This window comes from Acuticoccus mangrovi, assembly GCF_016411865.1.
GTDB lineage: Bacteria > Pseudomonadota > Alphaproteobacteria > Rhizobiales > Amorphaceae > Acuticoccus > Acuticoccus mangrovi.
The window spans coordinates 1-290 of sequence record NZ_JAEKJA010000029.1; the positions used below are offsets into that span (position 1 = coordinate 1).

Annotated in this window: 1 pseudogene; it reads left to right on the forward strand. The window is 65.2% G+C overall.

What is annotated here, in order from left to right:
- Positions 1-147, forward strand: a pseudogene (locus tag JCR33_RS25700) (IS110 family transposase); the annotation flags it as partial.
- Between the last annotated feature and the right edge of the window lie 143 nt (positions 148-290).

Here is a 290-nt window from a genome sequence, read left to right on the forward strand (position 1 = left end):
AACCCTGACCTCAAGGTGGTCTACCAGCGCCTTATCAGCGCAGGAAAGCCGCCCAAGGTCGCCCTCACCGCACTGATGAGGAAGCTCCTCATCCTCGCAAACGCCCTCCTGCGCGATGGCCGCCTTTGGACCGAGAAAGCCGATTGAAAAAGACGGATACTCTAGCGGCTAGCGTCGCTTCTGCCCGAGGCCGGAGATGACCGCTTCGGCTTCGCGCACCATGCGCTGGAGGATCTGCGCGGCGGGCGGGGCGTCGGCGATGAGGCCCACCGCCTCGCCGACGAAGACGC